The following is a 25,221-nucleotide window of genomic DNA, read 5'->3' as shown; positions in this document are numbered from 1 at the left end:
GGCATGCGGGAATGCGGCCAGGAAAACCGCCCGCAGGTCGTCTATAACCGCCCCCCATGGAACTGCTGGCCATCTCGCTCCTGAACGGCATCAGCTACGGCTTGCTGCTGTTCATGCTGTGTGCCGGGCTCACCTTGATCTTCAGCATGATGGGCGTGCTCAACTTCGCGCACGCCAGCTTCTACATGCTGGGAGCCTACGTCGCCTACACCGTTAGCCAGCGGGTCGGGTACTGGGCGGCCCTGGTGCTGGCCCCCGCGGCGGTGGGGCTGCTGGGCGCGGCGTTCGAGGTGGGGGTGCTGCGCCGGGTGCATCGCTTCGGCCATGTGCACGAGTTGCTGGCCACCTTCGGGCTGTCGTTCATCGTGCTCGAGGTGGTCAAGCTGGCCTGGGGACCGGGCCCCGTCGACTACCGCGTGCCGGCTGTCCTGGATGGCCCGCTGTTCACCCTGTACGGCACTCACTTTCCGGCCTACCGCGGCTTCATGATGGCCGTGGCCGTGCTGATGCTGCTGGCGCTGTGGCTGCTGCTCACGCGCACGCGCATCGGCCTGGTGATCCAGGCCGCCTTGACGCACCCCCGGATGGTCGAGGCCCTGGGCCACAACGTGCCGCGGGTGTTCATGGGCGTGTTCGCCGGCGGCGCGGCATTGGCGGGGCTGGCGGGGGTGATCGGGGGCAACGCCTTCGTGACCGAGCCGGGCATGGCCGCCACGCTGGGCTCCATCCTGTTCGTGGTCGTGGTGGTCGGCGGCCTGGGGTCCCTGGCGGGCGCCTTCGTCGCGTCGCTGGCGATCGGCGTGCTGCAGACCCTGGCAGTGGGCATGAGTGGCTCGCTCGCAGGGGCCCTGGCCGTCCTGGGACTGTCGATCGGCCCCGACACCCCCGGCCAGGCGCTGTGGCAGTTGCGGGTGAGCCAGCTGGCACCGGTGCTGCCCTACCTGCTGCTGGTGGCGGTGCTGCTCGTGCGGCCCCGCGGCCTGCTGGGCACCCGCGATGCTTGAGCGGGTGAAGGCTGCACCCCGGGCGTGGCCCTGGGCCCTCTTCGCGGCGGTGCTGGCTGGCGCGCCGTGGGTGTTCACCAGTTCCTCGGCGCACGCCATCCTCGGGCAGATGGGGATTGCCGTCATCGCCTGCCTTTCCTACAACATCCTGCTGGGGCAGGGCGGCATGCTCAGTTTCGGCCACGCGGTCTACACCGGCCTGGGCGCCTTCGGGGCCATCCACGCGCTGCGGCTGGTGGGTGACGGAACCCTGGCGCTGCCGGTCAGCGGGGTGCCCCTCGTCGGCGGCCTGGCCGGGCTGGCCGGCGCGGCGGCGTTCGGCTGGTTGGCGACGCGCAAGGGCGGCACCGCCTTCGCCATGATCACGCTGGGCATCGGCGAACTGGCCTGGGCGTCGGCCCTGATGTTCCCCGGCGTCTTCGGCGGCGAAGGCGGCGTCACGGCCGACCGCACGGTGGGCGGCTCCCCCTGGGGCATCAGCCTGGGCCCGTCGATCGAGCTGGTCTACCTGATCGCGATCTACACCGGCGCCTGCACCGCGCTCATGTACCTGTTCACGCGCACGGCGCTGGGGCGGCTGCTCAACGCGGTGCGCGACAACGCCGAGCGCGTGGCTTTCATCGGCTACGACCCGCGCCGCATCCGCTACCTGGCTTTCATGGTGTCGGCGTTCTTCGCCGGCATCTCGGGCGGACTGGCGGCGCTGGCCTTCGAGATCGTCACCGCCGACGCATTCGGGGCGGCACGCTCGGGCGCCTACCTGCTGTTCACCTTCCTGGGTGGCACCGGGTTCTTCGTCGGACCCCTCATCGGCGGGGTGCTGATGGTGCTGGCCTTCGTGCTGTTGTCCGAATGGACCCGCGCCTGGCTGCTGTACGTGGGCCTTGCCTTCCTGGCCGCGGTGATGTTCGCGCCGGGCGGCGTCGCCGGCCTGCTGCTCGATCGCAGCTCGCGAGGCGGGCGCGGATGGCCTGCTGCGCGGCTGGTCCGCATCGCGGGTGCGGTCCTCGCAGGGGCCGGCATGGCGGCGCTGATCGAGCTGGTCTACCACCTGCAGCTCGAGGCCATGCTCGGTCCCGAACTGCGCTTCGGGGGCCTGTCGCTGCACACCCGCGAGGCCAGCAGCTGGTGGGGCGCGGCCCTGTCGGTATTGGGCGGAGCGGCCCTGTTCCGGCTGGCCGGGCTTCGCCTGCGAAAGCGGGGCGCATGACAGCCGTGCTCGAACTCATCGACCTGCACAAGCGCTTCGGCCGCACCGAGGTCATCCGTGGCGCCAGCCTGGCCGTGCAGCGGGGTGAGCGAATGGCGCTCATCGGCCCCAACGGCGCCGGCAAGTCCACGCTGTTCAACCTGGTCAGCGGCCGCCTGGCACCCGACAGCGGCCAGGTGCGGCTCCAGGGCCGAGCCATCGCCGGCAAGCCGCCCTACGAGATCCACCGCCTGGGCCTGGCGCGCAGCTTCCAGGTCACGCACGTGTTCCCCTCGCTGAGCGTGTTCGAGAACCTGCGCTGCGCGGTGATGTGGAGCCAGGGCCATGGCTGGCGGCTGCTGCGGCTGCCGGGCCGCATGCGCCGGGCGAACGAGCGGGTATGCGAGCTGCTCGACCTGCTGGGCCTGCAGGCGCGGCGCGAGGTGCCGGCCATGCACCTGAGCTATGCCGAACAGCGCGCGCTCGAGATGGGCCTGACCATCGCGGGTGGCTCCGAGGTGATCCTGCTGGACGAACCCACGGCGGGCATGAGCCGCAGCGAGACCGAGCGCTTCACGCAGCTGATCGCGCGCGTCACGGAAGGCCGCACGCTGCTGATGGTGGAGCACGACATGGGTGTGGTCTTCGGCCTGGCCGACCGCGTGGCGGTGCTGGTGCAAGGCGAGGTGATCGCGCTCGACACACCCGAACGCGTGCGGGCCGACGCCCGGGTGCAGCAGGCCTACCTCGGGCGATTCGTGGAGGCACCCTGATGCTGCAGCTGCAGGACCTGCACGCGTTCTACGGCCTCAGCCACGTGCTGCATGGGGTGTCCTTCGCCGTGGCCCCCGGCGAGATCGTGGCCCTGCTCGGGCGCAATGGATCGGGTCGCTCGACCTGCGCGAAGGCGATCATGGGCCTGTGCCAGGCCAGCGGCCGCGTCAGCTGGAAGGGGCAGGCCTTGCTGGGGCGCAAGCCCTACCAGATCGCCCACGCCGGCATCGGCTACGTGCCCGAGGACCGTGCCATCTTTCCCGGCCTCACGGTGCACCAGAACCTGCTGCTGGGATGCAAGCGCGGACAGCGCGATCCGCGCTGGACCTTCGACGAGGTCTACCAGCTGTTCCCGCGCCTGAAAGACCGCCAGCACACACCGGCCGGCGTGCTCTCCGGCGGGGAGCAGCAGATGCTCACCCTGTCGCGCACCCTCATGGGCGATCCGCAGCTGGTGCTGGTGGACGAACCCACCGAAGGCCTGGCGCCCCAGGTCGTCGAGATGGTGGCGCAGGCCCTGCGGGTGCTCCAGGCGCGCGGCGTGTCGGTGCTGCTGATCGAGCAGAAGCTCACCATTGCGCTGGCCATCTCCGACCGGGTGCTGGTCATGGGGCACGGGCGCATCGTCTTCGACGACACGCCCCGGGCGCTGGCCGAGGCGGCTGGTGTCAGGGCCGAATGGCTGGAAGTGTGAACGGCTCGTGGCCCGGCTCGGGGCTGCGCGGGAGCGGCCCCGGCTCGCAGGGCACGGCCGATTGCAGGGAGACGACGAACGGACCGGGCGTGGGCGCCCGCTGCAATCGCATCGGGCTCGCACTCACGCGCCCCGGGTCGCCGCCGGCACGCACCGGCCCTTGCCAGGCGCGTGCCACTCCGGCGTGCCCACCGGGCCCGATGGAAGCGCTGCTCATGTCATCTCCTTGGCCACTGCGACAGGCACAGCCGGCCTGAGCCAGTGTTCACGGTAGGCATCGCATCGCGTCGCCAGCGCGTGCAGCTGGTCGGCCAGCTGCCGGGGGGTCAGGCGTGAGGCGGCGAAGCCCCGGCACAGCAGCAGGTTCCGGCTGTGCGGTTCCCAGGCCACGTGGGGCTGGCCCGCCTCGGCCAGCATCGGGTTCACCAGCAGCGAGCCGATGAACGCGCCGGCCGCCGCGTGCTCGGGCGGCGATCCGATGACCGCCAGGGCGTCGATGGCCTCGGCGTATTCATCGACGCGCAGCTCGATGTCGACGTCGTGCGGGAAGTGCAGGGCGCTGGTGCCGTCCGCATCCAGGGCGAAGGGCGAGACCCCCAGCAGCTGCGCCGCGTCGGTCACCAGCCGGCGTGCGTCTGCGTTCATGCGTGTCCCTCCACCAGGACGCCGAGCCGTTCCGCCCAGGTCTGCGCGCAGCCCACGAAGGCCTCCAGCTGCGACTTGAAGCTGGGCCAGCCGAGTTCCTCATCGGCTTCGAGGCGCTGGGTGAGGAACACCCGGCTGTCCAGGTCCACGCCCAGCACCGGGCGCGCGCACCCGGGCATGGGCTGGTTGGCCTCGAGCAGCGCGGCCAGGGTCTCGCTGTCGTCCAGGTCCACGGTACCCAGGAAACTTTGCATGAGGAAAGCGTCCTCGCCCTCCAGCGGCCTGAAGTCGACCGTGACCCGCTCCACGCGCAAGGCGAAGGTGCCGCCGGCATGCGCCTGCGGCGGCGGCAGCCGGAGATCGGCGTGCAGCTGGGACATCAGGTGGGCAAGATGCATGGGCGCTCCTGTTCGCGGGTGTTCGAGGTCACGCTAACCCCAGGCCTTCATCGCGCCCCCGATCGCGCCGACGGTGGCACCCAGCACGGCGCCCACCTTGGCGCCGAGCACCGCGCCCGGCAAGGCCCCGACCCCGGCGCCGATGAGGCCCATGGTGCCGCCCAGGGCAGCTCCGATCCCCGCTCCCACCACCGCATGGGCCATGGCGTAGGTCAGCACGTAGCTGCACTTCTCCTGGAACGTGCTTGCGCGCGGATCGAAGTGCAGGGTTCCGGCTGCCGGCTTGTCGGCCTTTGCGGCACGGCCCTGATGCAAGGCCGGCGGTGCGCACCGAGCCCTGCAGCATTCAGAGGGAATCGACCGCGCACAGCGTCCGGCCCCTTGCACCGACCCGCCCTGCGCAGGGTAGGGAGCTCGCGCGCCCTGGATGACGGTCATGCGTGGCGCCCCTCTCGTTCGCTTGTCGGCGAGTGCCGGTTGCATGTGAGTCGACGGGTCCGCTTGTGCGTGCGTGAACCGCTACCTGAAGGCTTCCCGCCACGCGACACGTGCTGCCGTGACTGCGCCGATGACCCCACCGACAACGCCGCCAATCGCAGCCCCCGGAAGGGTTCCCAGTCCCATGACGAGTGTCCCCGCCGAGGCCCCGGGCAGGGCGCCCGCCATGGCCCCCGCCAGCGCGCCCTGTAGGGCGCGGCTTCTGACGTAGCTCCACTTCTGATCCTCGGTGGCCGACTTGATGGTCGTGCGGTCGAAACCGAGTTGCGCCAGATCGTGAAGCGTGTCCATGGCCGGCTTCTTCCCAGCCTGCCCCGGGCTGGCCTGGCCGAGGGTAGACGTGGTCTGCTGATGCCGGATGGCGTTGGGTTCGATCGGCTTCGCCGATGTGGACTGCGGCGGCGGTGATGAACCGACGTGCGTGTGTATGGCGTGTGTTCCGCGAGCAGCATCCATGCGTCACTCCTTCCTTCAGATCTCGGCGAGTGCCGCTTGCATGTGCATCCGCAGCTCCCGGCAGGAGGCGGCGAACGCGGTCAGGAGCTCGGGCAGCTGGCCGGTCGCGAGGGGCGGCAGCCATAGGACCGTGCGTGCGGTGATGGTGGTGTTCGCCGCATCGAACACGAGTGCCGGCAAGCCGCTGCGGGCGCTGGCGAGGTTGCCCGCCAGGCCACCGAGATAACTTCCGTGGGTGCCACCGGTCGGATAGTCCCCGATGGGCGCCAGCAGCAGCAGCCACTCGCGCTCGGCGTCCAGGTGCAGCTCCATGGGCGTGCCGTCTTCCATCGGCATCGAGAACCCCTGGTCACCGGGTTCCAGTCGGCTCAGGCCGAGATGAGCGGCCAGTACTTCGTTCATTTGGTCGGGGCTCATGCGCGCAGTCCTCCCATGTCCGGCTTCGTTTCCGCGGCTGGCGAACCGTTCGCCAGCCGCTGCTTCCAGGCCTGGGCCTCGTTCACCAATCGGCTGAGGCTGTTCAGGAGCATGTCGTGGGTGAGCTCGTCGCCGCCGATGCGCTGGTCGAGGAAGACCTCGCCTTCGCCGTCGATGCCCAGGACGGCGTCGGGCGCGAAGGGCAGCCGCCGATTGGCCAGGGCCAGGTTCGCGACGGCGGCCTCGTCGTCGCAGCCCACCGTGCCCACCCAGCTGCGGGCCGCCAGGAAGCCGGGCTGGAAGGCCTGGGCCAGGCCCACGGTGACCTCGTCGAAGCGGTAGTAGGTGCGGCCGTCCTCTTCGGGCGGAAAGGGCTCCAGGCGGAACTGCGCATTCAGCCCGGCAAGGGCTTCGTTCAGTGTCATCGTCGCTCCTGTGGAAGGCCGGTCAGGTCGCGGACCGGCGGCACGCGCTGCTGAGTGGGAATCGATGGCGAAAGGTTCCTGTCAGGCCTCGTGGTTGGGCCGCCTCCGCAGCCGGCATCAAGCGAAAGGGCTACGGGGTGTGAACGCCTCGCCGATGGCAATGACGAGTGCGGCGCCCCCCCCGAATGTCGCTCCGAGAGCCGCTCCTGCGACGGCGCCAGGGAGCGCACCTACCCCATAACCGACGGCACCCGCGACGGCACCCGCGACCGCGCCAACCACGGCACTTGCCGCCGCACCCTTGAACGTCTGCAGCAAGACCCAGGCGCACTTCTGCCCGAACGTGCCATCCTTCGACGCGATCCGACTCAGGAAGCTTTCCCCGGAATGCGGACGTTCCATCCGCCCTGCGCCGGCGCCACGGACCCAGGTCGATCCCTCCTGCGGCCGATTCGGCGTGGCACGAATGGGTGTGGCTTGGGTGCTCCCACTCCGGTTTTGCGAATGTTGGGCCGGGACTTGGTACATCGGCTGCCCGCCGTGGACTGCGTTCATGAAGCGCTCCTCGAATGGGCCACTGGTAATTGGCGAAACTGCGCGGGAAGCCCGGTGAGGGGGTTGTCCAGGTTCATCGTCTCTCCTGTCTGGGGCCGGTCAGGGCGGCGGACCGGCGGCACGCGCTGCTGAGTGAAAGCGCCACTGGAAAGGTTCCCGTCAGGCCAAGTCGAAGAAACGCGCGTAGGCGTCGCGCCGAGGCTACGATGGCTGGACGGCTCCTAGAATCCGGCCGCCTTTGCGCAACGCCTTGTCACGAACCCATTTCCGAGGACCGCCATGACGGCTCAGTACCAGGTGCACGCCGATGTGGCGGTGATCACCTTGAACAACCCGCCCGTGAACGGGCTGGGCCTGGAGACGCGCCGCGGCGTGGCCGCCGGCCTGCAGCAAGCCAACGCCGATCCGCAGGTGAAGGCCGTCGTGCTCACCGGCGCCGGCCGGGCCTTCTCGGGCGGCGCCGACATCCGCGAGTTCGACTCGCCCAAGGCGCTGACCGAGCCCATCCTGCTGTCGCTGATCGCCGCCCTGGAGAACTCCGACAAGCCCGTGGTCGCCGCCGTGCACTCGGTGGCCATGGGCGGTGGGCTGGAGCTGGCCCTGGGTGCGCACTACCGCATCGCCGCGCCGGGTTGCAGCATCGCGCTGCCCGAGGTGAAGCTGGGGCTGATCCCCGGGGCCGGGGGCACCCAGCGACTGCCGCGGGTGCTGGGAGTCGAGACGGCGCTGAACATGATCGTCACCGGCGAGGCGGCAAAGAGCGAGGTGCTGGCCCGGCTGCCGGGACAGCAGCTGTTCGACCGCCTGGCGGCCTCGCGCGAATCGCTGATGGACGAGGCGATGGAGCTGGCACGCTCGGTGGCCGACATGCGGCCCTTGCCGCGCATTCGCGACCTGCCTTGCGGCCATCCGCAGGGCGAGGCCTTCTTCCAGTTCGCCCGCAACACGGCCAAGGCCATGGCGCCGCATTTCCCGGCGCCCCCGAGGTGCATCGACGCGGTCGAAGCCGCCACGCGCGGGCCGTTCGACGAAGGCCTGCGGCGCGAGCGCGAAACCTTCCTGAACCTGATGCTCACGCCCGAGTCGCGGGCGCTGCGCCATGTGTTCGCGGCCGAGCGCGCCGCCTCGCGCATTCCCGACGTCCCCGACGACACCCCCCTGCGCCCGGTGGCGAGCGTGGGCATCGTGGGCGCCGGCACCATGGGCAGCGGCATCGCCATGGCCTTTCTCAACGCCGACCTGCCGGTGACGCTGCTGGAAACCCGGCCCGAGGCGCTGGAGCGCGGCGTCGCCGGCATCCGCAAGGCCTACGAGGGCCAGGTGAAGAAGGGCCGGCTCACCGGCGAGCAGCAGGCGCGCCGGCTCGACTTGCTCAAGCCCACGCTGCAGCTGGCCGACCTGCGCGGCTGCGACCTGCTGATCGAGGCCGTGTTCGAAGACATGGACGTCAAGCGCCAGGTGTTCGAGCAGCTGGACGCCACGGCCAAGCCCGGCGCGATCCTGGCCAGCAACACGTCCACGCTCGACCTGAACCGCATCGCGTCCTTCACGAGTCGCCCGCAGGACGTGGTGGGCCTGCACTTCTTCAGCCCGGCCCATGTCATGAAGCTGCTGGAGGTGGTGCGCGGCGAACAGACCGCCAAGGACGTGCTCGCCACCGTGATGAAGCTGGCCAGGACGCTGCGCAAGACGGCGGTGGTGGCCGGCGTGTGCGACGGCTTCATCGGCAACCGCATGCTCGAGCCTTATTTCCGCCAGGCCAACCTGCTGTTGGACGAGGGCGCCACGCCGCAGCAGATCGACCGCGCCATCGAGGCCTTCGGCTTCGCGATGGGCCCGTTCCGCGTGAGCGACATGGCCGGAAACGACATCGCCTGGGCGGTGCGCAAGCGCCACCGCACCGAGCGGCCGCAGCAGCCGGCCAGCGTCGTGGCCGACAGGCTCTGCGAGCTGGGCCGCTTCGGGCAGAAGACGGGCGCCGGCTGGTACGACTACGCGGCCGGCTCGCGCGATGCGGTGCCTTCACCGCTGGTGGCGCAACTGATCGAGGACCATCGGCGCGAGCAAGGCCTGGAGCGCCGCCGCATCGAAGACGCCGAGATCGTGCAGCGCCTGGTGTTCGCGCTGGTGAACGAGGGTGCGCGCCTGCTCCATGAGGGCATCGCCGCGCGCGCCAGCGACATCGACGTGGTCTACCTCACCGGCTACGGTTTCCCGCTGCACCGCGGCGGCCCCATGAAGTACGCCGACACGGTGGGCCTGTTCAACGTGGTGCAGGCCATGCAGCGCTTCGCCCGCAATCCCCGCGCCGAGCCCGCCTTCTGGCAGCCGGCCCCGCTGCTCCTGCGGCTCCTGGCCGAGGGCCGGACCTTCAACTGAAAGCCACGGCACCATGACCCAAGCCGTCATCGTCTCGACCGCCCGCACCCCGTTCGCCAAGAGCTGGAAGGGGTCCTTCAACATGAGCCACGGCGCCACCCTGGGCGCGCACGTGGTGCGGCACGCGTTGCAGCGCGCCGGCATCGAAAGCGCCGAGGTGGAGGACGTGCTCATGGGTTGCGCCAACCCGGAAGGCGCCACCGGCTACAACATCGCGCGCCAGATCGCGCTGATGGCGGACCTGCCGGTGTCGGTGCCGGGCATGACCGTCAACCGCTTCTGTTCCTCGGGGCTGCAGACCATCGCGCTGGCCGCGCAGCGCATCGCCGCGGGGGAGGGCGAGGTGTACGTGGCCGGCGGCGTGGAGAGCATCTCGTGCGTGCAGCAGGAGATGAACCAGCACATGCTGCGCGACCCGGTGCTGGCCCGAAAGAAGCCGGCCATCTACTGGGACATGCTGCAGACGGCCGAGCAGGTGGCCCGGCGCTACGGCATCGCCCGCGACCGCATGGACGCCTACGGCGCCGCCAGCCAGCAGAAGGCCTGCGCGGCGAGCGCCGCCGGGCTGTTCGCCGACGAGATCGCGCCCATCACCATCACCGCCGGGGTGGCCGACAAGGTGCAGGGGCTGCGCACGCGGGAAGTCACCGTGAGCGTGGATGAAGGCCTGCGCGAGGGCACCACGGCCGAGCGGCTGGCGGCCATCCGGCCGGCGATGCCGGGCGGTGCGGTCGCGGCCGGCAATGCCAGCCAGTTCTCCGACGGCGCCGGCGCCTGCGTGGTGGTGAGCGAGGCCTATGCCAGCCGCAACGGCCTGCAGCCCCTGGGCCGCTTCCTGGGCTTCGCGGTGGCCGGCTGCGAGCCGGACGAAATGGGCATCGGCCCGGTGTTCGCCGTCCCCAAGCTGCTGCAGCGCCTGGGCGTGTCGGTCCAGGACATCGACCTCTGGGAGCTGAACGAGGCCTTCGCGGTGCAGGTGCTTTACTGCATGGACCGCCTGGGCATTCCGCCCGAGCGCCTGAACGTGAACGGCGGCGCGATCGCGCTGGGGCACCCGTATGGCGTCTCGGGCCAGCGGCTGACCGGCCATGCGCTCATCGAGGGCAAGCGCCGCGGCGCGAAGCGCGTCGCGGTCACCATGTGCATTGGCGGCGGCATGGGCGCGGCCGGTGTCTTCGAGGTGCTGTAGGCGTATGGCTTCGCAACGCATGGTTTCAAGGATCGAGGTCGCCATCTGGGTGTTGATCTACGGCGGCATCGCCATCGCCGTGATCGGCGCCGTCGCCCGCGGCGATGCGCCGGGGCTGGGTGCGGGCATGCTCGTGGCCGGCGTGCTGGCCGTGATCGTCGGCATCGTGGGGGTGTTCGTTCGCGCACGCATGGCCACGCCTTCGTCCAAACCGCCGGAGAACCAACCCCGATGAGCGCTCACACGGTTTCGCAGCTGTTCGACCTGCAGGGTCGCAACGCCCTGGTCACCGGCGGCTCGCGCGGGCTGGGCCTGCAGATGGCGCAGGCGCTGGGCGAGGCCGGTGCGCGGGTGATGATCAACGCGCGAAAAGCCGATGAGCTCGAGCAGGCGGTGGCCGACCTGCAACAACGCGGCATCGATGCACGCTGGATCGCCGCTGATTGCGCGGTCGAGGACGACCTGCGCCGCCTGGCCGACCAGACGCTCGAGCGCATGGGCGACATCGACATCCTGGTCAACAACGCCGGCGCCGCCTGGGGCGCCCCGGCCGAGGACCACCCGGTCGACGCGTGGGACAAGGTGATGAACCTCAACGTGCGCGGGTACTTCATCCTCAGCCAGCAGGTCGCGCGGCGCAGCATGATCCCTCGCCGCTCGGGTCGCATCATCAATATCGCCTCCATTGCCGGGCTGGGTGGCAATCCGCCGGAGATGCAGACCTTGGCCTACAACACCTCCAAGGGTGCCGTGATCAACTTCACCCGCGCCCTGGCTTGCGAATGGGGGCGCCATCGCATCAATGTCAATGCCATCTGCCCCGGTTTCTTTCCCAGCAAGATGACGCGCGGCACGCTGGATCGCCTCGGCGCCGATGAGCTGGCGTCGCACGCGCCGCTGCAGCGATTGGGGGACGACGAGGACCTCAAGGGCGTGACGGTGCTGTTTGCATCCGATGCCGGCAAGCACATCACCGGGCAATGGCTGGCCGTCGATGGCGGCGTGAGTGTCATCACCGGCGGCTGAACAAATGGAAGAGCTTTCTTTCGGCGTCGACATCCCATTCGTCCAGCACCTCGGATTTCGCCTGGCGCTGTTCGAGGGCGGGCGGTCGCGGCTGGAGTTCGATCCGCGGCCCGAGCACCTGAATTCCTTCGCCGTGGTGCACGGCGGGGCGGTGATGACGCTGCTGGACGTCGCCATGGCCAGCGCCGCACGCAGTGTGCAGCCGCAGATGGGCGTGGTGACCATCGAACTGAAGTCCAGCTTCATGCGGCCCTCCAAGGGTGCCCTGAGCTGCCACGGCAAGCTGATGCACCGCACCGCCACCCTGGCCTTCGTCGAGGCCACGGTGATGGACGCGCAGGGCCAGCCCTGCGCCCACGGCACCGGCACCTTCAAGTACGTCCGGCGCCTGGCCACGGGGGCGCGCAGCGTCCACGAGCTGGGCGTGATCTCCACCGATTAGATGAAACCACCCCGAAGCGCCTTCGGCGCCTCCCCTCAAGGGGCGCCACCAGCGGCCCGGCCAAGCCGGTTCCGCGGTGGCCCGCGATCGCGGGGTCTGCTCTCATGCATGGCGGGTGCTGCGCAGCATCGTGGATAACTGAAAAAACCACCCATGCCGCGCAACCGACAAATCCTGCTGGCCCGCCGACCCCTTGGCGCGGTGCGCTTGGAAGACTTCCAGCTGGTCACCGGCGACACCCCCGCCCCGGCCGAGGGCCAGGTGCTGGTGCGCCACCGCTGGCTGAGCCTCGATCCGTACATGCGCGGGCGCATGGACGACGTGCCGAGTTACGCGCTGCCGCAGCCGCTGGGCGAGGTGATGCTGGGGGCCACCGTCGCCGAGGTGGTCGAGAGCCGCCATCCGCGCTGGGCCTCCGGCGACACCGTGCTCGGCATGGGCGGCTGGCAGGAGTGGAGCGTGGTGGCGGGCGACGCGCCGGGCCTGCGCCAGGTGGACGCCACGCGGGTGCCGGCGTCCACCTATCTCGGTGCGCTCGGGATGCCCGGGGTCACGGCCTGGTGGGGGCTCACACGACTCGTCGCCGCCCAGCCGGGCCAGGCGGTGACGGTGAGCGCCGCCAGCGGCGCAGTGGGCAGCGTGGTGGGCGTGCTGGCCAAGGCGCGCGGCCTGCGCGTGGTGGGTATCGCGGGCGGACCCGAGAAGTGCGGGTATGTGACCGGCGAGCTGGGCTTCGATGCCTGCATCGACCACCGCGCGCACCCCGACGCGCGCTCGCTGGCCGCGGCCCTGGCGCAGGGTTGCCCCGGCGGCATCGCCGGGCACTTCGAGAACGTGGGCGGTCGGGTGCTCGACGCGGTGCTGTCGTGCATCCAGCCGCATGGCCGCATCGCCTTGTGCGGAATGATCGCCGGCTACGACGGCCGGCCGGTGCCGCTGGCGCAGCCGCAGCTGATCCTGAGCAAGCGCCTGCGCGTCGAGGGCTTCGTCATCAGCGAGCACCCCGAGGCCTGGTCCGAGGCGCTGCCCGAGCTGCACGCGCTCGTGGCCCGCGGCAAGCTGCGGCCCCGCGAAACCGTGGCGCACGGCATCGAGGCCGCGCCCGAGGCTTTCCTGGGCCTGCTGCAGGGCCGCAATTTCGGCAAGCAGCTGGTGCAGCTGGACTGACCACGCGGAGGGCCCGGCATGGCAAGCACGCACGACGTCTTCAACCAGCCCGAGCCGCTGCTGGACGTGAACCTCTTCGAGGCCCATGCGGCCATGCGTGATGCCTTGTCGCTCCATGCGCCGGACCTGGACACCTCGGCGCTGCGGGCGCTGGGGCAGCGCCTCGGAACGGCTGACATGCAGACCCAGGCGCGCCTGGCCAACGTCCACGGCCCGCAGCTGCGCACCCATGACCGCTGCGGTCATCGCATCGACGAGGTCGAGTTCCATCCGGCCTACCACGCGTTGATGGCTGCCGCGGTCGAGGCAGGCCTGCACGGCACGCCCTGGGGGCGGCCCGCCGGATCGCACGCCCACCTGGAGCGCGCCGCCGGCTTCATGCTGTTCACCGAGCTGGAAGCCGCGGTGCTGTGCCCGGTCTCGATGACCTATGCGGCCACCCCGGCATTGCGGGCCAGCCCGGCCCTCCACGCGGCCTGGGCGCCGGGCCTCATGTCGCGCGCGTACGACCCCTCGCCGCGCCACGGCCCCTTCAAGCCTGGGCTGACCATGGGCATGGGCATGACCGAGAAGCAGGGCGGATCGGACGTGCGGGCCAACACCACCCGGGCCGAGCCCGACGGCACCGACGAGTGGGGCCAGCGCCTGCGCGTCACGGGCCACAAGTGGTTCTTCTCGGCGCCGCAATCGGACGCCCACCTGGTCCTGGCGCAGACCGCGTCGGGCCTGTCGTGCCTGTTCCTGCCTCGCGTGCTGCCCGACGGCCGCCGCAATGCCGTGCGGGTGCAGCGCCTGAAGGACAAGCTGGGCAATCGCGCCAACGCCAGCGCCGAGGTGGAGTTCGAGGGCGCGACCGCCTGGCTGGTGGGCGAGGAAGGCCGGGGCGTGCCGCAGATCCTGGCCATGGGCACGATGACCCGGCTCGACTGCGCGCTGGGCACCAGCGGATTGATGCGCCAGGCCCTGTCGCTGGCGCTGGACCACTGCCGCCAGCGCCAGGCCTTCGGCCGGCCCCTGGTCGAGCAGCCGCTGATGCGCAACGTGCTGGCCGACCTGGCCCTGGAAGCCGAGGCGGCCTGCGCCCTGGCGCTGCGCCTGGCCCGTGTCTTCGACCGCCCCGGCGACCCGCACGAAGCGGCCATGGCCAGGCTGCTTACGCCGGTGGCCAAGTTCTGGATCTGCAAGCGTGGCGCGGCTTTCGCGCAGGAAGCCATGGAATGCGTGGGCGGCAACGGCTACGTGGAGGAGGGCGGCCACGGCCTCATGGCCCGCATCTACCGCGAGATGCCGGTCAACTCCATCTGGGAAGGCGCCGGCAACGTGATGGCGCTGGACCTGCTGCGCGCCTTGCGCAAGCCCGAAGCCGTGGCGGCGCTCGATGACGAACTGCGGCTCGCGCGCGGCGCCGATCCGGCGCTGGACCGGCTGATCGACCGCCTGCCCGGGCGCGCGGGGCCCTTGGTCGACGAGGCCCAGGCCCGGGGCCTGGCCCAGGACATCGCGCTGGCCCTGCAAGCGGCCCTGCTGTGGCGGGGCAGCCCGCCGGAGGTGGCCGCATCTTTTTGCGCCTCGCGCGTGGCGGGCGAAGGCGGGCAGGTGTTCGGAACGCTGCCGGCTGGCCTGCCGCTGGACGACTTGATCGCGCGGGCGATGCCCCGTTGACCCGAGAAGCTCGCATGACCACACCCGACCTGATCCTTCACCACTACCTGGCCTCGCCGTTTTCCGAAAAGATCCGCCGTGCCCTGGGATTCAAGAAGCTCGCCTGGAATTCGGTGCTGGTGCCCTCCATCAGTCCCAAGCCGGACGTGGTGGCGCTGACCGGCGGCTACCGGCGAACGCCGGTGCTCCAGATTGGCGCCGACATCTATTGCGACACCGCGCTGATCTGCGACGTGCTGGAGCACGTGCAGCCCGAGCCGCACCTGTACCCCCCGGCCTTGCGAGGCTGCTGCCGCGTTTTCGCGCAATGGGCCGACACCACGCTGTACGGCGCCGCCATGACCTACAACCTGCAGCCGCGTGGCCTGGCCCAGCTGTTTGGCGGTGACGCCGAGGTGGCCCGCGCGTTCAAGGAAGACCGCAAGGCCATGCGCGTGAACATGACCCAGCTGCGGCCAGCGGATGCCACCTCGGCGCTGCGCTCGTACCTGCGCCGCATCGCCAGCATGGTCGAAGAGCATGACTTCCTGTTCGGCGCCGAGCCCTGCGTGGCGGACTTCTCCACCTACCACCCGCTGTGGTTCATGCGCACGCAAGTGCCGGTGATGGCCGACCTGCTCGCCATCACACCGGCCATCGACGAATGGATGGACCGCATCGCGGCGCTGGGCCACGGCCGCATGGAGCGGCTGAGCGCGGAAGACGCGATCACGGTGGCGCAGCGCTCCGAGCCCGCGCCCGCCGGTGACAACCTGCTGGTGGACAGCGCCTTCCAGGACGACCACGGCATTCCCCTGGGCACGCGGGTCACCGTGACGCCGGAGTCTTTCGGCGCCGAGGTGACCGAGGGCGAACTCATCGCGGCCACCCGCACCCACTACAGCATTCGCCGCACCGATCCACGTGCCGGCACGGTGCACGTGCACTTCCCGCGCATCGGATACGTGCTGCGGGCGGCACCGGCCTAGAAGGCCTAGGGCAATTGGTCCACCGGTCGCTGCGCCGTCACGTCCGTGATCGGGATGGGTTCAGCAGGCTGCATCGGTGCACGTCCGCGTTCCATGCGCTCCAGCTGTTGGGTGACACGCCCCTCCATCTCACCCAGGCGGGTGGCGAGCGCCCGGTGCGATTGGTCCACCTGCTGGCGAAGGTCGCGCTGGATGCGGGCGAAGGCCTGCTCCAGTTCGGCGGCGGCCCGCGTCTCGCGCTGCCGGCCTTCGTTCAGGTAGGTGTCGATCTGCTGTCGAAGCTCGGCCAGGCGCGAGGCTTCGGCTCGGTCGGCCAGCTCGCGCTGCGCCTCCAGCGCCTTGGCGTGCTGGCGCGACTCCACCAGCGAGCGCGTGTGGACGGACGCCACCAGCGTCATGAACACCAGCGTCGCCAGCCCCAGCAGGGACAGCAGGATCAGGCCCATCGGCGCCTGGACCTGGGCGAAGCCGAGGTTCAGCGACGTCGGCCGCGTGACTTCCTGCCAGTTCAGCAGGGCGAACACCACGACCAGCAAAGCGGCCAGGATCACGAGCACGGTGCGCAAACGCATGAAGGACTCCCCGTCCGGTCGGACTTTATTCATTCTCGGCCGCTGCGGATGAGGGCTTTTGTCAGCGGAAAACCCGTCCTTTTGCCCGCCAGATGCTGTGGCAAACTCGCCCGTCCATTTTTTAGCCAGACGTCCATCCGTGCCGGTCATGCAAAGCATCGTGAGGCAGATCGCTGCCGAACTGAAAGTGGGAGAAAACCAGGTCCAGCAAGCGGTGGACCTGCTCGGTTCCGGGGCCACCGTGCCCTTCATCGCCCGCTACCGGAAAGAGGCCACGGGCGGCCTGGACGACGTGCACCTGCGCGAACTGGAAGTGCGGCTGGCCTACCTGCGCGAGCTGCACGATCGCCGCGAGGCGGTTCTCAAGAGCATCGAGGAGCAGGGCAAGCTCACGCCCGAGCTGCGCGCCGCCATCGAAGCCGCGCCCACCAAGCAGGAACTGGAAGACCTGTACCTGCCCTACAAACCCAGGCGCCGCACCAAGGGCCAGATCGCGCGCGAGGCCGGCATCGAGCCGCTGGCCGATCGCCTGTTCGCCGACCCCACGCTCGATCCGCAGCAGGAGGCCCAGGCTTTCGTGAAAGCCGAGAAGGGCGAGGGCGGCGAAGACTTCACCACGGTGGCCGCCGTGCTGGACGGCGTGCGCGACATCCTCTCCGAGCGCTGGGCCGAAGACCCCGCGCTGGTGCAGCAGCTGCGCGAGTGGCTCTGGGCCGAGGGCCTGTTCAAGTCGAAGCTGGCATCGGGCAAGGACGAGAACCACCCCGACAACGCCAAGTTCCGCGATTACTTCGACTACGACGAGCCGATCGGCCGCGTGCCCTCGCACCGGGCGCTGGCGGTGTTCCGCGGCCGGCAACTGGAGATCCTGGACGCCAAGCTGGTGCTGCCGGTGGAGCCCGAGCCGGGCAAGCCCTCGGTGGCCGAGGGGCGCATCGCCCTGCACCTGGGCTGGAGCCATGCGGGCCGCCCGGCCGACGACCTGATCCGCAAATGCGTGGCCTGGACGTGGCGCGTGAAGCTGTCGCTGTCCACCGAGCGTGACCTGTTCACCCGCCTGCGCGAAGACGCCGAGAAGGTGGCCATCAAGGTGTTCGCCGACAACCTGCGCGACCTGCTGCTGGCCGCGCCCGCCGGTGCGCGCGTGGTGATGGGCCTGGACCCGGGCATCCGCACCGGCGTGAAGGTGGCGGTGGTCGATGCCACCGGCAAGCTGGTCGATACGTCCACCGTGTATCCGCACGAGCCGCGCCGCGACTGGGAAGGTTCGCTCTACACGCTGGCCAAGCTGTGCGAGAAGCATGGCGTCAACCTCATCGCCATCGGCAACGGCACGGCCAGCCGCGAAACCGACAAGCTGGCGGCCGACCTGATCAAGCGGCTGGCCACGGCCGGCATGGCCGACATCCAGAAGGTGGTGGTGAGCGAAGCCGGCGCCTCGGTCTACTCGGCCAGCGAGTTCGCCTCGCAGGAGATGCCCGACGTGGACGTGAGCCTGCGCGGCGCCGCCAGCATCGCCCGGCGGCTGCAGGACCCGCTGGCGGAACTGGTGAAGATCGACCCCAAGTCGATCGGCGTGGGCCAGTACCAGCACGACGTGAACCAGGGCGAGCTGGCCCGTACCCTGGGGGCGGTGGTGGAGGACTGCGTGAACGCCGTGGGCGTGGACCTGAACACCGCCAGCGTGCCGCTGCTGTCACGCGTGTCGGGCCTGTCGCCCAGCGTGGCCAAGGCGGTGGTGCGGTGGCGCGAGGCGCACGGCGCGTTCAAGAGCCGCCAGCAGCTGATGGAGGTCGGCGGACTGGGCGCCAAGACCTTCGAGCAGAGCGCCGGCTTCCTGCGCATCCGGGAGGGCGACAACCCGCTGGACATGACCGGCGTGCACCCGGAAACCTACCCGGTGGTGCAGCGCATGCTCGATCAATTGGGCAAGCCGGTGCGCGAGGTGATGGGGCGCGGCGAATTGATCAAGACCATCAAGCCCGAGCGCTTCGCCGACGATCGCTTCGGCGCCATCACCGTGAAAGACATCCTGGTCGAGTTGGAGAAGCCCGGCCGCGACCCCCGCCCCGACTTCAAGGTCGCTCGCTTCAACGACGGCGTGGAAGATATCGCCGACCTGCGCGAAGGCATGGTGCTGGAGGGCACGGTGAGCAACGTCGCGGCCTTCGGCGCCTTCATCGACCTGGGCGTGCACCAGGACGGCCTGGTGCACGTGAGCCAGCTGTCGCACAAGTTCGTGAACGACGCGCGCGAGGTGGTCAAGACCGGCGACATCGTGAAGGTGAAGGTGCTGGAGGTGGACCCCGCGCGCAAGCGCATCAGCCTGACCATGAAGCTCGCCGAGGCGCCGCAGGGTGGGCGCCGCGAGGGGCGCGACGCGCGCAGCGGCGACAACCGCTACCAGGCGCCGGGGCGCGGCCACAAGCAGCAGCAGCCGGCGGGACCGATGAACACCGCAATGGCGGGTGCGTTTGCCAAGCTGCAGGGCTTGCGCAAATAGGCTGGACCCTCGTTCAGCGGAGCCCAGCGGCCGCCCGTCACCCGCTCGCTGCACACCGACCGCGGCGCGCCATCGGCTGCGCAGGGCGGACCAGGGTTGGTACGGAGTCGAAATCGTGTTCGGCACCAGAACCTGGGCCTTGGTCGTTTCTCCAACCCGGACTGTCGGCGCCATCGTGGCCGAGACACCGCACGGAGAAAGAAATGGCCTATTCGGTCCGCCCCCGCTTCTGGCAAGACCCGGTGCTCATCGCCCTGGGAATGTGGCTGGCGCTCTCGCCGTGGGTCCTGGGTCTGTCGTCCACAGGCGCCACCCTCGCTTCGGCTCTTCTCGGACTGGCCCTGGCAGCCACCGCCGCCGCGAGCGCAGGGGGGGAGCGGCGCCCCCTCTGGCGCTGGGCCGCTTTCGCAGCCGCGGTGCTGGTCGCCGGATCGCCCTGGCTCTTCGGCTTCGGTGCCGAGCGGGTGGCGATGCTCCACATGCCGGCCGTGGGTGCTTTGGCAGCGGTGCTCGCGGTCTGGGCGCAGGCCCGTGACGCGGTGCCGGACCCCGTATCTGGCGAGCCGGTGTCTTATTGAGACGCTCGGCAGCACGGTCGGCGACGGTACCCGACGGGCTCAGCGCCCCGGTTGCGCGGCGTGCACCGCGCCTGCCCCGGCGACGGTCGGCGTCGGCCCCACCCCGCCGAATCCCGAGGCGCGGCCTGGCAGCGCGCAGTCCTCGGTCGGGATCGACGAGCACCGTTCGCGCCAGCTGGGTGGCGGGCGTGGGGTCGAGTGGGTTGGCAGGGCTTCGCCGCTACCATCGCCGGTTTGCCGCCGTCACGATGTCCCACGACCGCCTCACCCCGGCCATGCGCTCGGTGCTCCAGCGCATGGCGCGAAGCCGCCACGCCCCGCTGCACACGCTGGCGCCGCACGCGGCACGGCTGGCTTACGAGCAGCGCGCGGGCGTGCTGGAGCTGTCGGCGGCGCCGCTGCATCGGGTGGAGGACTTCAGCATCCCCGCGCGGGACGGCCATGCGCTGCCGGCGCGGCTCTATGCGACGCGCGCCGATTCGCAGCAGCCGGCGCTTCTGTTCCTGCACGGCGGCGGCTTCACCATCGGCAGCATCGCCACGCACGACGTGCTGTGCCGCGAGCTGTGCCGGCTGAGCGGCTGCGCCGTGTTGTCGCTGGACTATCGCCTCGCGCCCGAGCATCGGTTTCCGCAGGCGGTGGACGACGCCTGGGACGCGCTGGCCTGGCTGGCTGCGCATGGCGCCGCGCGTGGCGTCGATCCGGCCCGGCTCGCGGTGGGCGGCGACAGCGCGGGGGGCACGCTGGCCGCGGTGTGCGCCATCCTGGCCCGTGACTCCGGCCTGCCGCTGGCGCTGCAACTGCTGTTCTATCCCGGGTGCGCGGGTGCGCCGGACCTGCCTTCGCGCCAGCATTACCGCGAAGGCCTGCTGCTGGACGAGACGCTGATCGACTGGTTCTTCTCGCACTACATCGAACCCGGGGCCCGCGGCGACTGGCGATTCGCGCCCCTGCAGGCGCCTGACCTGGACGGCGTCGCGCCCGCCTGGATCGGCCTGGCCGAATGTGACCCGCTGGTGGACGAGGGCATTGCCTACGGCGACCGCCTGCGCGCATCCGGTGTGCCGGTGCAGCTGGAGATCTACCGCGGCGTCGTCCACGAATTCATCAAGATGGGCCGGGCCATTCCCGAAGCGCGGCAGGCGCACCGGGACGCTGCCCTGGCCCTGGCCCAAGCCCTTGGAGTCGAGCACCCATGAACACCGGAAACAAACCTGTCGGCCGCACCGATTTCCGCCTGCTGCACCGCCTGCGCGTGCGTTGGTCCGAAGTGGACATGCAGCAGATCGTGTTCAACGCTCATTACCTGATGTATTTCGACACCGCGGTTGTCGAGTACTGGCGCGCGCTCGGGCTGCCGTACGAAGAAGCCATGCGGCAGATCGGCGGCGACCTCTTCGTGAAGAAGGCCACCATCGAATTCCATGCGTCGGCTCGCATGGACGACCCGCTCGAAGTCGGCCTGCGCTGCGGCCGCATCGGCAACAGCTCCATGCGTTTCGACGGCGTCATTTTTCGGGGCGAAGAGCGGCTGATCGACGGCGAGCTGGTCTACGTCTATGCGGACCCGGCCAGCCAGACCTCGCGCCCCATTCCGCCGGCGCTGCGAACCCTGTTGCAGGACTTCGAAAAGGGCGGCGACCTGCTGGAGCTGCGCACCGGCAGCTGGGTCGAGCTGGGCGAGGCGGCGCGAGCCTTGCGCACCCGCGTCTTCGTCGAGGAGCAGCGCGTGCCGCAGGAGCTGGAATGGGACGAGCTCGATGCGCAGGCCCTGCACGTGGTGGCGCTCAACCGGCTGGGGCAGCCGGTGGGGACCGCCCGGTTGCTGCAGGCCGGCGCGGGGGTCGCCAAGATCGGCCGCATGGCGGTGCATCGGGGGCTGCGTGGCAGCGGACTCGGACGGCGCCTCATGGGCACGCTGCTGCAGGCCGCCGAAGAGCGCGGCGACACCCGCGTGCTGCTGCACGCGCAGCGCACGGCCGAGGGCTTCTACGAGCGGCTGGGGTTTCGCACGAGCGGCGAACCGTTCGACGAGGCCGGCATCCCGCACGTGCAGATGGCGGCCGAGCTGCCACGCCGCCGGACGGGCAGCTGAAGAGAAATCAGATGTCGGCCAGCAGGGGATAGGGCAGGGGCTGCAGGGCCAGTTCGGCCCCATCGCCCGTGCCGGCCGTGACGCGGCCGCCCTGCGCGGCGCTCAGCTGGATGGAGACGATCGCGTCCCAGCCGCCGCCCGGCGCCTCGGCGGCCTGAGCGACCAGGCCGCAGGGCTGGGCGAGGTCGGATTCGTGGAACAGCTCCATGCCCGCCGCCAAGGCCGTGTCGGCATGGGCCGGAAAGGCGCGGCGCTTGAGGGTGCCGCGGAACTGGCTGCGCGCCACCACTTCCTGGCCCGGGTAGCAGCCCTTCTTGAAGTTCACGCCGCCCACGGATTCGTAGTTCAGCATTTGCGGAACGAAGGCCTCGAAGACCGGCGCGCTCACCAGCGCCACGGCGCTGCGCACCTCGCCCCATTGCCACAGCGCAGGCGACAGCTGCGACCCCGCCGGCGCGGCCGAGCCGGTCGGCGCCAGCCACAGCGCGCGGGGGGTGCCATCGGCCGGGTGGAGCGCCACGCGGTGGGCCGTGCCATCGGCCTGGTGGGACCAGGGCTGGCCCAGGCCGCTGGCTGCCGAGCCGGCCAGGCCGCGTAGCTCGAACGCGGCGGTGGCGTCGGCCAGCCGGGCCCTGGCGCGCAACACGAACATGGACAGACGCTTGAGCGTGCGCTCCAGCAGGTCGCGCGGGGTGACCAAGGCAATGTCCCCGGCGCCCAGCGGGACGGCGATGAAACTGGCCTGCATGCGGCCCTTGGCGTTGCAGAAGGCCGCGAGCCGGGCATGGCCCGGTGCCAGGCCGGCGAAATCCTGGGTGAGCTGGTTGTGCAGGAACGTCGCCGCGTCTTCGCCTTCAACGCGGATCACGCCCAGGTGGGGCAGGGGGGCGATGCCATCCAAAACTGCGGTCATCGCTGAATTATCATCGCCCGTCCTTTCCCATCTGCCCCGGCCTTGCTCTCGTGCGGCGTCTCTTCTTCACGCTTTTCCTGGTGACCGCGCTGCTGGTGCTGGCCTTCGGCGGGGCCGCGCTGTGGTGGGTGCACCGACCGATGGCGATGCCCCAGGCTCCGCTCGAGCTGTCCGTGGAGCGCGGCATGCTGCCGCGCCAGGTGGCGGATGCGGTGCGGCAAGCGGGCGTGGACGTCTCACCCGACCTCTTGTATGCGTGGTTCCGCTTTTCCGGGCAGGCCCGTGACATCAAGGCCGGCAGTTACGAGCTGGAGGCCGACCTCACCCCGCACGCCCTGCTGGGCAAGCTCTCGCGCGGCGAGGAAACGCTGCAGGCCGTCACCCTCATCGAAGGCTGGACTTTCCGCCAGGTCCGCGAGGCGCTCGCCAAGCAGTCCCAGTTGCGCCAGGACGGCCGCGACCTGAGCGATGCCGAGCTGATGGCCCGCCTGGGCCGGCCAGGCCAGCACCCCGAGGGCCGGTTTTTTCCGGACACCTACCGCTTCTCCAAGGGCAGCAGCGACCTGGCCGTGTTGCGGCGGGCCATGGGGGTGATGGACCGCCGCCTGGAGTGGGCCTGGACCCAGCGCTCGCCGGCTGCGGCCGTGAGCACGCCCGAGCAGGCGCTGATCCTGGCCAGCATCATCGAGAAGGAAACCGGCCAGCGCAGCGAACGCGCCGAGGTGTCGGCCGTGTTCAACAACCGGCTGCGCATCGGCATGCCGCTGCAGACCGACCCCACGGTGATCTACGGCATCGGCCCTTCGTTCGACGGCAACCTGCGCCGGCGCGACCTGCAGACCGACACCCCCTGGAACACCTACACCCGCCCCGGGCTGCCGCCCACCCCCATCGCCATGCCCGGCAGGGAATCGCTGGTCGCCGCGGTGCAACCGGCCGACAGCAAGGCGCTGTATTTCGTCTCGCGCGGGGACGGCACCAGCCAATTCAGCGGCACGCTCGACGAGCACAACCGCGCGGTCAACCAGTACCAGCGCAAGCGATGAGCGACCAGCCCCTTTTCATCAGCTTCGAGGGCATCGACGGTGCCGGCAAGTCGACGCACATCGAGGCCCTGGCCCAGGCCTTCACGGCGGCCGGCCGCACGGTGCGCTGCACGCGCGAACCGGGCGGAACGCCCCTGGCCGAGCGCCTGCGCGAACTGGCCCTGAACCAGCCCATGGACGCGCTCACCGAGGCGCTGCTGATGTTCGCGGCGCGCCGCGACCACCTGGTGCAGGTGATCGAGCCGGCCCTGGCGCGCGCCGAGGTGGTGCTGTGCGACCGCTTCAGCGATGCGACCTTCGCCTACCAGGGCGCCGGCCGCGGGTTCGACCCCGCGGTGCTGGGCCAACTGGAGCGCTGGGTGCAGGGCGGGCTGGTGCCCGGACGGCTGCGGCAGCCCGACCTCACCCTGCTGTTCGAGTTGGCGCCGGAACAGGCGGCCGCCCGTCTGGCCGGCGCGCGGGTGCCGGACAAGTTCGAGTCGCAGCCGGTGGAGTTCTTCCGTCGGGTCGCCCAGGGCTACGCCGAACGGGCCGAGGCCGATCCTCGGCGCTTCGCCCGAATCGATGCGGCGCATCCGCGTGAGCAGGTCTGGCAATCGGTGCGCCAGGCCCTGGTGGCGCGGGGGTGGCTGCCATGACGGCGCCGTGGATCGCTGCCGCCTTGCAGCAGCTGCGCACGCAACCCGGCCATGCCCTGCTGCTGCAGGGGCCCTCGGGCCTGGGCCAGTACACGCTCGCCCTCGGGCTGGCACGAGCCTGGCTGTGCGAAGAACCGGTGGAAGAGGGCGCCTGCGGCCGCTGCCCGAGCTGCCACGCGATCGACGTGCGAACCCATGCCGACCTGTGCATGCTGATGCCGGAAGTCTCGATGCTGGCCCTGGACTGGCCCCTGGGCGAAAAGGCGCAGCAGGAGATCGATGAGAAGAAGCGCAAGCCCAGCCGGGAGATCCGGGTCGAGGCCATGCGCGACGCGGTCGAGTTTTCCCAGCGCACCAGCGCCCGCGGACGCGGCAAGGTGGTGGTGGTGTACCCGGCCGAGCGCATGAATTCGATCACCGCCAACACGCTGCTCAAGACACTCGAAGAGCCGGCTGGCGACACGCGCTTCGTACTGGCCAGCGAGGCGGCCCACCAGCTTCTGCCGACCATCCGCAGCCGTTGCCTGACCCACACCATGGCCTGGCCGCGGGAAGCCGATGCGCTGGCCTGGTTGCAGGCCCAGGGGGTGGCGGCGGCCGATGCCCCGACGCTGCTGCGGGCGGCCGGCGGCCGCCCCGAAGACGCCCTGCGTGCCTCGCAGGCCGGCCGCGACGCCCGCCAATGGAGCCAGCTGCCCCGTGCGGTTGCACGCGGTGAGGTCGGGGCACTGGGTGGGTTCGCGCCGGCCGAAGCGCTGGACGTGCTGCAGAAGATCTGCCATGACCTGCTGGCCCTGCGCGTGGGGGCGGCGCCACGGTTTTTCGCCGCCGCCGACCTGCCCAAGGTGGCAGCCGATGCCCCGCTGGCCGCCTGGTGGCGCGACCTGGCGAACGAACTGCGAACGGCCGAGCATCCGTTCAACACCGGGCTGATGCTGGAAGCGCTTGTGAGCCGCGCCCGCCGCACCCTACACTCCCCCCGCTGAAC

At 70.5% G+C, this 25,221-nt stretch carries 29 protein-coding genes; 19 read left to right on the top strand and 10 right to left on the bottom strand.

Annotated elements, in window-relative coordinates; all coding sequences use genetic code 11:
• The first annotated feature begins 56 nt into the window (after positions 1-56).
• The 4 genes from JI739_RS00535 to JI739_RS00520 are packed head-to-tail and all read left to right on the top strand — an operon-like array spanning position 57 to position 3,661.
• Complete coding sequence (locus JI739_RS00535; protein ID WP_201681899.1) at positions 57-1,004, top strand: branched-chain amino acid ABC transporter permease; 948 nt, start codon at positions 57-59, stop codon at positions 1,002-1,004.
• Positions 997-2,214 (top strand): branched-chain amino acid ABC transporter permease, encoded by a 1,218-nt coding sequence (locus tag JI739_RS00530; protein WP_201681898.1) that lies wholly within the window; start codon positions 997-999, stop codon positions 2,212-2,214. Before JI739_RS00535 ends, JI739_RS00530 begins: the two co-directional genes overlap by 8 nt.
• A complete protein-coding gene (locus JI739_RS00525; protein WP_201681897.1) occupies positions 2,211-2,966 on the top strand; it encodes an ABC transporter ATP-binding protein in 756 nt (251 codons plus the stop codon). The genes JI739_RS00530 and JI739_RS00525 overlap by 4 nt, the downstream gene beginning before the upstream one ends.
• Positions 2,966-3,661, top strand: coding sequence for an ABC transporter ATP-binding protein (locus JI739_RS00520; protein ID WP_201681896.1), 696 nt, complete (start codon positions 2,966-2,968; stop codon positions 3,659-3,661). Before JI739_RS00525 ends, JI739_RS00520 begins: the two co-directional genes overlap by 1 nt.
• Here the strand turns inward: JI739_RS00520 and JI739_RS00515 are convergent.
• The 8 genes from JI739_RS00515 to JI739_RS24955 form a co-directional block, all read right to left on the bottom strand.
• Entirely contained in the window at positions 3,636-3,878 is a 243-nt protein-coding gene (locus tag JI739_RS00515; RefSeq protein WP_201681895.1) for a hypothetical protein, read from the bottom strand. The two genes, JI739_RS00520 and JI739_RS00515, sit on opposite strands and share 26 nt — an antisense overlap.
• Entirely contained in the window at positions 3,875-4,306 is a 432-nt protein-coding gene (locus JI739_RS00510; protein WP_201681894.1) for a type III secretion system chaperone, read from the bottom strand. The genes JI739_RS00515 and JI739_RS00510 overlap by 4 nt, the downstream gene beginning before the upstream one ends.
• Positions 4,303-4,704, bottom strand: coding sequence for a type III secretion system chaperone (locus tag JI739_RS00505; RefSeq protein WP_201681893.1), 402 nt, complete (start codon positions 4,702-4,704; stop codon positions 4,303-4,305). Before JI739_RS00505 ends, JI739_RS00510 begins: the two co-directional genes overlap by 4 nt.
• A 33-nt stretch (positions 4,705-4,737) precedes the next feature.
• Complete coding sequence (locus tag JI739_RS00500; RefSeq protein WP_201681892.1) at positions 4,738-5,019, bottom strand: hypothetical protein; 282 nt, start codon at positions 5,017-5,019, stop codon at positions 4,738-4,740.
• 204 nt (positions 5,020-5,223) lie between these two features.
• Positions 5,224-5,658, bottom strand: coding sequence for a YMGG-like glycine zipper-containing protein (locus JI739_RS00495; protein ID WP_201681891.1), 435 nt, complete (start codon positions 5,656-5,658; stop codon positions 5,224-5,226).
• A gap of 15 nt (positions 5,659-5,673) precedes the next feature.
• Positions 5,674-6,075, bottom strand: coding sequence for a type III secretion system chaperone (locus JI739_RS00490; protein ID WP_201681890.1), 402 nt, complete (start codon positions 6,073-6,075; stop codon positions 5,674-5,676).
• A complete protein-coding gene (locus JI739_RS00485) occupies positions 6,072-6,500 on the bottom strand; it encodes a type III secretion system chaperone (RefSeq protein ID WP_201681889.1) in 429 nt (142 codons plus the stop codon). Before JI739_RS00485 ends, JI739_RS00490 begins: the two co-directional genes overlap by 4 nt.
• A 117-nt stretch (positions 6,501-6,617) precedes the next feature.
• Entirely contained in the window at positions 6,618-6,902 is a 285-nt protein-coding gene (locus JI739_RS24955) for a DUF6861 domain-containing protein (protein WP_494338066.1), read from the bottom strand.
• Between the two features lie 432 nt (positions 6,903-7,334).
• On the opposite strand from JI739_RS24955, the gene JI739_RS00480 reads away from it, so the two are divergent.
• From JI739_RS00480 to JI739_RS00445, 8 genes are all read left to right on the top strand, one after another.
• On the top strand, positions 7,335-9,434 hold the full coding sequence (locus JI739_RS00480) for a 3-hydroxyacyl-CoA dehydrogenase NAD-binding domain-containing protein (RefSeq protein WP_201681888.1): 2,100 nt from the start codon (positions 7,335-7,337) through the stop codon (positions 9,432-9,434).
• Between the two features lie 13 nt (positions 9,435-9,447).
• The gene (locus JI739_RS00475; RefSeq protein ID WP_201681887.1) at positions 9,448-10,623 is read left to right on the top strand and encodes an acetyl-CoA C-acyltransferase; all 1,176 of its coding nucleotides are present in this window, start codon (positions 9,448-9,450) and stop codon (positions 10,621-10,623) included.
• Between the two features lie 19 nt (positions 10,624-10,642).
• Positions 10,643-10,858, top strand: coding sequence for a hypothetical protein (locus JI739_RS00470; protein ID WP_201681886.1), 216 nt, complete (start codon positions 10,643-10,645; stop codon positions 10,856-10,858).
• Positions 10,855-11,649 (top strand): SDR family oxidoreductase, encoded by a 795-nt coding sequence (locus JI739_RS00465; protein WP_201681885.1) that lies wholly within the window; start codon positions 10,855-10,857, stop codon positions 11,647-11,649. Before JI739_RS00470 ends, JI739_RS00465 begins: the two co-directional genes overlap by 4 nt.
• A gap of 4 nt (positions 11,650-11,653) precedes the next feature.
• Positions 11,654-12,091 carry a PaaI family thioesterase gene (locus JI739_RS00460; RefSeq protein ID WP_201681884.1) on the top strand — a complete coding sequence of 146 codons (438 nt, stop codon included), beginning with the start codon at positions 11,654-11,656 and terminating at the stop codon, positions 12,089-12,091.
• A 153-nt stretch (positions 12,092-12,244) separates the two neighbouring features.
• Positions 12,245-13,258: an NADP-dependent oxidoreductase gene (locus JI739_RS00455; RefSeq protein WP_201681883.1), complete on the top strand. Its 1,014-nt coding sequence runs from the start codon at positions 12,245-12,247 to the stop codon at positions 13,256-13,258.
• 18 nt (positions 13,259-13,276) lie between these two features.
• Positions 13,277-14,920 carry an isovaleryl-CoA dehydrogenase gene (locus tag JI739_RS00450; RefSeq protein ID WP_201681882.1) on the top strand — a complete coding sequence of 548 codons (1,644 nt, stop codon included), beginning with the start codon at positions 13,277-13,279 and terminating at the stop codon, positions 14,918-14,920.
• A 14-nt stretch (positions 14,921-14,934) separates the two neighbouring features.
• On the top strand, positions 14,935-15,888 hold the full coding sequence (locus tag JI739_RS00445; RefSeq protein ID WP_201681881.1) for a glutathione S-transferase family protein: 954 nt from the start codon (positions 14,935-14,937) through the stop codon (positions 15,886-15,888).
• Between the two features lie 5 nt (positions 15,889-15,893).
• Here the strand turns inward: JI739_RS00445 and JI739_RS00440 are convergent, their stop codons facing one another.
• Positions 15,894-16,460: a phage tail tape measure protein gene (locus JI739_RS00440; protein WP_201681880.1), complete on the bottom strand. Its 567-nt coding sequence runs from the start codon at positions 16,458-16,460 to the stop codon at positions 15,894-15,896.
• A 148-nt stretch (positions 16,461-16,608) separates the two neighbouring features.
• Between JI739_RS00440 and JI739_RS00435 the strand changes: the two genes are divergently transcribed.
• The 4 genes from JI739_RS00435 to JI739_RS00420 all read left to right on the top strand — a co-directional run bounded on the left by JI739_RS00435 (position 16,609) and on the right by JI739_RS00420 (position 21,636).
• Complete coding sequence (locus JI739_RS00435) at positions 16,609-18,963, top strand: Tex family protein (protein ID WP_201681879.1); 2,355 nt, start codon at positions 16,609-16,611, stop codon at positions 18,961-18,963.
• Positions 18,964-19,166: 203 nt separating this feature from the next.
• Positions 19,167-19,541: an SPW repeat domain-containing protein gene (locus JI739_RS00430; protein ID WP_201681878.1), complete on the top strand. Its 375-nt coding sequence runs from the start codon at positions 19,167-19,169 to the stop codon at positions 19,539-19,541.
• Positions 19,542-19,789: 248 nt separating this feature from the next.
• Positions 19,790-20,740, top strand: coding sequence for an alpha/beta hydrolase (locus JI739_RS00425; protein ID WP_236589010.1), 951 nt, complete (start codon positions 19,790-19,792; stop codon positions 20,738-20,740).
• Positions 20,737-21,636, top strand: a complete 900-nt coding sequence (locus tag JI739_RS00420) for a YbgC/FadM family acyl-CoA thioesterase (RefSeq protein ID WP_201681877.1) — start codon at positions 20,737-20,739, stop codon at positions 21,634-21,636. The genes JI739_RS00425 and JI739_RS00420 overlap by 4 nt, the downstream gene beginning before the upstream one ends.
• A gap of 7 nt (positions 21,637-21,643) precedes the next feature.
• On the opposite strand, the gene ygfZ is transcribed toward JI739_RS00420, so the two are convergent.
• Positions 21,644-22,549: a CAF17-like 4Fe-4S cluster assembly/insertion protein YgfZ gene (gene ygfZ, locus JI739_RS00415; protein ID WP_201681876.1), complete on the bottom strand. Its 906-nt coding sequence runs from the start codon at positions 22,547-22,549 to the stop codon at positions 21,644-21,646.
• A 50-nt stretch (positions 22,550-22,599) separates the two neighbouring features.
• Between ygfZ and mltG the strand changes: the two genes are divergently transcribed.
• The 3 genes from mltG to JI739_RS00400 are packed head-to-tail and all read left to right on the top strand — an operon-like array spanning position 22,600 to position 25,219.
• Positions 22,600-23,595 carry an endolytic transglycosylase MltG gene (mltG, locus tag JI739_RS00410; protein WP_201681875.1) on the top strand — a complete coding sequence of 332 codons (996 nt, stop codon included), beginning with the start codon at positions 22,600-22,602 and terminating at the stop codon, positions 23,593-23,595.
• Positions 23,592-24,233 (top strand): dTMP kinase, encoded by a 642-nt coding sequence (tmk, locus tag JI739_RS00405; RefSeq protein ID WP_201681874.1) that lies wholly within the window; start codon positions 23,592-23,594, stop codon positions 24,231-24,233. Before mltG ends, tmk begins: the two co-directional genes overlap by 4 nt.
• Positions 24,230-25,219: a DNA polymerase III delta subunit-related protein gene (locus tag JI739_RS00400; protein ID WP_201681873.1), complete on the top strand. Its 990-nt coding sequence runs from the start codon at positions 24,230-24,232 to the stop codon at positions 25,217-25,219. The genes tmk and JI739_RS00400 overlap by 4 nt, the downstream gene beginning before the upstream one ends.
• Positions 25,220-25,221 lie beyond the last annotated feature (2 nt).

The organism is Ramlibacter aurantiacus, from assembly GCF_016722895.1.
Classification (GTDB): domain Bacteria; phylum Pseudomonadota; class Gammaproteobacteria; order Burkholderiales; family Burkholderiaceae_C; genus Ramlibacter; species Ramlibacter aurantiacus.
This window is presented reverse-complemented; position numbering and strand designations above follow the sequence as displayed.

What these genes read in the sequence shown, in the direction of transcription:
- JI739_RS00470 (WP_201681886.1), top strand. Translation starts at nt 10,643, where the DNA reads ATGGTTTCAAGGATCGAGGTCGCCATCTGGGTGTTGATCTACGGCGGC.
- JI739_RS00425 (WP_236589010.1), top strand. Translation starts at nt 19,790, where the DNA reads ATGTCCCACGACCGCCTCACCCCGGCCATGCGCTCGGTGCTCCAGCGC.
- JI739_RS24955 (WP_494338066.1), bottom strand. Translation starts at nt 6,902, where the DNA reads ATGGAACGTCCGCATTCCGGGGAAAGCTTCCTGAGTCGGATCGCGTCG.
- JI739_RS00480 (WP_201681888.1), top strand. Translation starts at nt 7,335, where the DNA reads ATGACGGCTCAGTACCAGGTGCACGCCGATGTGGCGGTGATCACCTTG.
- JI739_RS00490 (WP_201681890.1), bottom strand. Translation starts at nt 6,075, where the DNA reads ATGAGCCCCGACCAAATGAACGAAGTACTGGCCGCTCATCTCGGCCTG.
- JI739_RS00530 (WP_201681898.1), top strand. Translation starts at nt 997, where the DNA reads ATGCTTGAGCGGGTGAAGGCTGCACCCCGGGCGTGGCCCTGGGCCCTC.
- JI739_RS00485 (WP_201681889.1), bottom strand. Translation starts at nt 6,500, where the DNA reads ATGACACTGAACGAAGCCCTTGCCGGGCTGAATGCGCAGTTCCGCCTG.
- JI739_RS00445 (WP_201681881.1), top strand. Translation starts at nt 14,935, where the DNA reads ATGACCACACCCGACCTGATCCTTCACCACTACCTGGCCTCGCCGTTT.
- JI739_RS00430 (WP_201681878.1), top strand. Translation starts at nt 19,167, where the DNA reads ATGGCCTATTCGGTCCGCCCCCGCTTCTGGCAAGACCCGGTGCTCATC.
- JI739_RS00400 (WP_201681873.1), top strand. Translation starts at nt 24,230, where the DNA reads ATGACGGCGCCGTGGATCGCTGCCGCCTTGCAGCAGCTGCGCACGCAA.
- JI739_RS00515 (WP_201681895.1), bottom strand. Translation starts at nt 3,878, where the DNA reads ATGAGCAGCGCTTCCATCGGGCCCGGTGGGCACGCCGGAGTGGCACGC.
- JI739_RS00460 (WP_201681884.1), top strand. Translation starts at nt 11,654, where the DNA reads ATGGAAGAGCTTTCTTTCGGCGTCGACATCCCATTCGTCCAGCACCTC.
- JI739_RS00510 (WP_201681894.1), bottom strand. Translation starts at nt 4,306, where the DNA reads ATGAACGCAGACGCACGCCGGCTGGTGACCGACGCGGCGCAGCTGCTG.
- JI739_RS00450 (WP_201681882.1), top strand. Translation starts at nt 13,277, where the DNA reads ATGGCAAGCACGCACGACGTCTTCAACCAGCCCGAGCCGCTGCTGGAC.
- JI739_RS00535 (WP_201681899.1), top strand. Translation starts at nt 57, where the DNA reads ATGGAACTGCTGGCCATCTCGCTCCTGAACGGCATCAGCTACGGCTTG.
- tmk (WP_201681874.1), top strand. Translation starts at nt 23,592, where the DNA reads ATGAGCGACCAGCCCCTTTTCATCAGCTTCGAGGGCATCGACGGTGCC.
- JI739_RS00495 (WP_201681891.1), bottom strand. Translation starts at nt 5,658, where the DNA reads ATGGATGCTGCTCGCGGAACACACGCCATACACACGCACGTCGGTTCA.
- JI739_RS00475 (WP_201681887.1), top strand. Translation starts at nt 9,448, where the DNA reads ATGACCCAAGCCGTCATCGTCTCGACCGCCCGCACCCCGTTCGCCAAG.
- JI739_RS00520 (WP_201681896.1), top strand. Translation starts at nt 2,966, where the DNA reads ATGCTGCAGCTGCAGGACCTGCACGCGTTCTACGGCCTCAGCCACGTG.
- JI739_RS00455 (WP_201681883.1), top strand. Translation starts at nt 12,245, where the DNA reads ATGCCGCGCAACCGACAAATCCTGCTGGCCCGCCGACCCCTTGGCGCG.
- JI739_RS00440 (WP_201681880.1), bottom strand. Translation starts at nt 16,460, where the DNA reads ATGCGTTTGCGCACCGTGCTCGTGATCCTGGCCGCTTTGCTGGTCGTG.
- JI739_RS00465 (WP_201681885.1), top strand. Translation starts at nt 10,855, where the DNA reads ATGAGCGCTCACACGGTTTCGCAGCTGTTCGACCTGCAGGGTCGCAAC.
- JI739_RS00435 (WP_201681879.1), top strand. Translation starts at nt 16,609, where the DNA reads ATGCAAAGCATCGTGAGGCAGATCGCTGCCGAACTGAAAGTGGGAGAA.
- ygfZ (WP_201681876.1), bottom strand. Translation starts at nt 22,549, where the DNA reads ATGACCGCAGTTTTGGATGGCATCGCCCCCCTGCCCCACCTGGGCGTG.
- JI739_RS00420 (WP_201681877.1), top strand. Translation starts at nt 20,737, where the DNA reads ATGAACACCGGAAACAAACCTGTCGGCCGCACCGATTTCCGCCTGCTG.
- JI739_RS00505 (WP_201681893.1), bottom strand. Translation starts at nt 4,704, where the DNA reads ATGCATCTTGCCCACCTGATGTCCCAGCTGCACGCCGATCTCCGGCTG.
- JI739_RS00525 (WP_201681897.1), top strand. Translation starts at nt 2,211, where the DNA reads ATGACAGCCGTGCTCGAACTCATCGACCTGCACAAGCGCTTCGGCCGC.